General features: G+C 65.2%; 2 protein-coding genes. Both read right to left on the bottom strand.

Annotated elements, in window-relative coordinates; translation table 11 throughout:
* Positions 1-5: 5 nt before the first annotated feature.
* Entirely contained in the window at positions 6-644 is a 639-nt protein-coding gene (locus OC610_RS26560) for a response regulator (RefSeq protein WP_181288359.1), read from the bottom strand.
* The gene (locus tag OC610_RS26555; RefSeq protein WP_181288360.1) at positions 641-1,897 is read right to left on the bottom strand and encodes a HAMP domain-containing sensor histidine kinase; all 1,257 of its coding nucleotides are present in this window, start codon (positions 1,895-1,897) and stop codon (positions 641-643) included. Before OC610_RS26555 ends, OC610_RS26560 begins: the two co-directional genes overlap by 4 nt.
* Positions 1,898-1,957: the final 60 nt, after the last annotated feature.

The following is a 1,957-nucleotide window of genomic DNA, read 5'->3' as shown; positions in this document are numbered from 1 at the left end:
ATTTCTCACCCCGCCACCCGCACCACCCCCATATCAATCCCCAGATGCACCAACTCGGCATGGGAACTGACCTGCAACTTGCTCTTGAGCAACGTCAGGTGGTTGGAAACGGTCTTGGCGCTGATGCACAGCTGTTCGGCAATGGTTCGCGCGGGGGTGCCCTTGGCGAGCATGACGAAGATCTCCAGCTCGCGTTGGGTCATCGATTGCAGGCGCGGATCGCTGTCGTGGCGGGTGGTCGCGCAGGCCAATTGCGTCGCCAGGGCCTGTTCGATATAGGTATGACCGGCCAACACCCGCCGCACCGCTTCGACCAATACCTGCGGTGCCGAATTCTTGGTCAGGTAACCCGCCGCGCCGGCCTCAAGCGCCTGGCGAACCAATGGCAATTCATCGTGCATGCTGAAGAACAACACCCGCAGTTGCGGCAGGCGCTGCCGCAGGCGCCGGGTGGTTTCCAGCCCGCTGATGCCGGGCAGGCCGAAGTCCATGATCACCAGGTTCGGTACCTGCTCCTGCACCTGGCTCAACGCCTCTTCGCCCGAAGCGGCTTCGCGAACCTGCAGCTCCGGCATCAACGCCCGCAACAGGCTGGCGTAGCCCTGCCGGACCACCGCGTGGTCGTCCACCAACAAAATGTTCATCGCGCCTCCAGGGGAATGTTCAAGGCCAGGGCCCACCCCGCGCCGGGGCGGCTCAGGATCCGCAGCTCACCGCCGAGGCTGCGCGCCCGCTCCGACATCGAATGCAGGCCGACGCCGGCGCGAGCGGGCTGCTTGGCACCGCGCCCGTTATCGCGCACCCATAGCCGCAGGCGACCGGCGCGGTGCTGCATGCGGATGCGTACCTGGCTGGCGTCGGCATGCCGGGCGATGTTGGTCAGCGCTTCCTGCAACAAGCGGTACAGGTGGGCTTTGTCCGGCCCGGCCAATGCCGGTATCGCGCCATCGACCCGCAACTGACAGGCGATGCCGTGGTTGTCCTGCCATTGCCGGGCCAACAGCTCGATGGCCTCGCCCAGCGGCAGATGCTGGAGCACGACGGGGTACAAATCGTTGACCAAAGTGCGAAAGCCTTGCTGCAAATGATCGCAGTGTTCTTCCAGTTCGCTGGCGGTCTGCTCCAGCGCAGGCGGCTGGTGGATCACCAGCCGCAGCAGGCAGGCCCGCGCTCGAATGCCTGCCACGTACTGGCCCAAATCGTCGTGCAGGGTTTGCGCGAGGGACCGGCGCTCCTGCTCTTGCACAGCCAGCAATGCCTGGGTCAGCCGAGCATTGTCCGCCCGGGTCTGGGCCAGGGCGGCAGTCATGCGATTGAAATGCTCCGCCAACTGCTGGGCCTCCGAAATGCCTGCTGCCCGCAGGTTCACCTGCAGATCCCCGGCGGATACCTGATGCAGCGCCTGTAGCAATTCGTCCAGCAAGCGCATGCCCCGGCGCACCGCCCAACGAATCGCCAGCAGGCTGAGCAGCAAGGCCATCGCGCAGACGCCGAGCAGTTGTATGAGCGAGTCGAGGATCTCATCGATTTCATCCACGGGGTCAACGGCGATCCAGGCCCGACGTCCGTCCTGCAATTCAACGACCTGGGCGGCAGGACCATCGGCCAACAGTCGATGCCCCAACCAGGCGTTCAAGCCAGGCTCTTGCGCCGGCGAGTTTTCCCTGGGTGCCAACCAACGCACCCGCACATGACGCAGGCTGCCGGTGAGCCGCGATTGAAGGCTAGCCGGGTCGCGCTCGGCGGTTTCGCGCAGGTAATGCACCACCGACTCGGCCGATTGCAATTCGCGCCGCACATCCGCCGTGGCCTGGTGCAACAGCAGCGTTGCGCAGGCCAGGGTGACCAGGGCGAAGAACGCCGTGACCCAGAGGTTGATGCGCCAGAGGGCTGACATGGCTAGCGCTCCGCCCCCTGACTCACACCGATCCCTTGTGGGAGCGAGCTTGCTCGCGAT

Origin of the sequence: Pseudomonas agronomica, from assembly GCF_025917275.1 — a bacterium.
In the GTDB taxonomy this organism is placed as follows: Bacteria; Pseudomonadota; Gammaproteobacteria; order Pseudomonadales; family Pseudomonadaceae; genus Aquipseudomonas; species Aquipseudomonas agronomica.
Note: the sequence above shows the minus strand (reverse complement) of the source record. Positions and strands in the feature narration are given on the sequence as shown.